This is a genomic window from Cryobacterium sp. MDB1-18-1 (genome assembly GCF_004402735.1).
Lineage (GTDB): Bacteria > Actinomycetota > Actinomycetes > Actinomycetales > Microbacteriaceae > Cryobacterium > Cryobacterium glucosi.
Genome location: NZ_SOFR01000024.1, coordinates 1 through 1,404, shown reverse-complemented (window position 1 = coordinate 1,404; position 1,404 = coordinate 1). Strand labels below are relative to the sequence as shown.

The following is a 1,404-nucleotide window of genomic DNA, read 5'->3' as shown; positions in this document are numbered from 1 at the left end:
TGGCCCGGGACGCCGCCCGCGCTGCGGGAGTAGCGCCGGACAACGCACGGGTAACCGTGACAGGCCGACGGGTGACGGTGCACCTCACCCCGACCTCCGGAACCCCGGTTGACCAGACGGCCGCCCTCACCGCCGTCCAGGGACACTTGCATGAACTGGGACTGCGGCGCGTGCTGCAGCCCCAAGTCGTCGTGGCCGCCGTGGGAAAGGTCGGTGAATGAACTCCACTAACCGTGTCCTCAACCGGCTGTTCATTTTGGTGGTCGGCCTCGTCATTTTCAGCGGCGGCGCAGCCTTGCTGCTGGTGGCGATCGCAGGGCCCGTCCGTGATACCTGGACGCACTCGGCGGCGATCGGGGTTTCCGGGGTGACCCGGTGGCTGCGCGCCACTCCACTCCCCAACCAGCCCATGCCGATCAGCGGCAGCTGGTTGTGGCTGGTCGCACTTGCAGCCGGCGGGGCACTTATCATCCTGCTTGTCCTCTTCATCATCCGACAGGGCCACGGCCACACCCGCCAGCTCATCACCGTCGGCGGAAATGCCGGTATGGTTCTCGTCGACTCCCACGTCGCCGAGCACGCCATCCAGGACGCCCTCTCCGGCCGGCCGGAGCTTGTTGCCTCCCACGTCTCCACCTATCAGGTCAAACACCAATCGGTGTTGAAGGTGGCCATCACCTGCCGGCGCGGTATCTCGCCCCGGGAAGCCAGCCGCATAGTCACCGAGGTATTGGTCGCCTTCGACACTCTGCTCGGTGGGCAACTACCCGCCCTCGTACAGATCAGCGCTGGCATCCGCGCACGCACAACACAAACTACCCGCCTCCACTAACTCCCATCCGTTCGGGAATCGGCCCATCCCGAAAGCACACGATCACCCGGGTTCGACTATCCACACGCCGGCAGCGCACCACCGAGACAACCCAGAACTTTGCTACCAACGCACAGCCCCGAAGACGTGTATATGCTTCGCTCGCCGGAGTTGTTGCCCCTGAACATGTTCGCTCTCGCTCCATCAACCACGAAAGGCACCCTCATGAAAGCATCGGCAGAATTGGGCTCCAACCTGCAATCCATCCTGGTAGACGTGATCGAATTGCATCTGCAGGGCAAGCAGGCGCACTGGAGTGTGGTCGGCCACAATTTTCGGGATCTGCATCTGCAACTCGATGAAATCATCGACGCCGCCCGCGCGTTCTCTGACGAACTGGCCGAACGCATGCGCGCGATCGACGCCCTGCCCGACGGTCGCAGCGAAACGGTGACGAAAGCCACCCACCTCCCGCCGTTTCCCGCAGGAGAAGTCGACACAGGAGACACGGTTGTTCTGATCACCGAACGCCTCACGGTTACCGTCGATAACATTCGTGCTGTGCACGATGCAGTCGATGCGGAAGACCCCAC

The 1,404-nt window shown here is 63.2% G+C and carries 2 protein-coding genes and 1 pseudogene; all 3 read left to right on the top strand.

The annotated features are described in order from the left end of the window. A pseudogene (locus E3O50_RS19085) lies at nt 1-221 on the top strand (hypothetical protein); the annotation flags it as partial. Then, nucleotides 218-832: a hypothetical protein gene (locus tag E3O50_RS06440; protein ID WP_134449833.1), complete on the top strand. Its 615-nt coding sequence runs from the start codon at nt 218-220 to the stop codon at nt 830-832. The pseudogene E3O50_RS19085 and the gene E3O50_RS06440, both read left to right, overlap by 4 nt. A gap of 204 nt (nt 833-1,036) precedes the next feature. Next, nucleotides 1,037-1,404: DNA starvation/stationary phase protection protein (locus E3O50_RS06435; protein WP_198413624.1), on the top strand; the 368-nt coding region annotated here is incomplete at its 3' end.

What these genes read in the sequence shown, in the direction of transcription:
- E3O50_RS06440 (WP_134449833.1), top strand. Translation starts at nt 218, where the DNA reads ATGAACTCCACTAACCGTGTCCTCAACCGGCTGTTCATTTTGGTGGTC.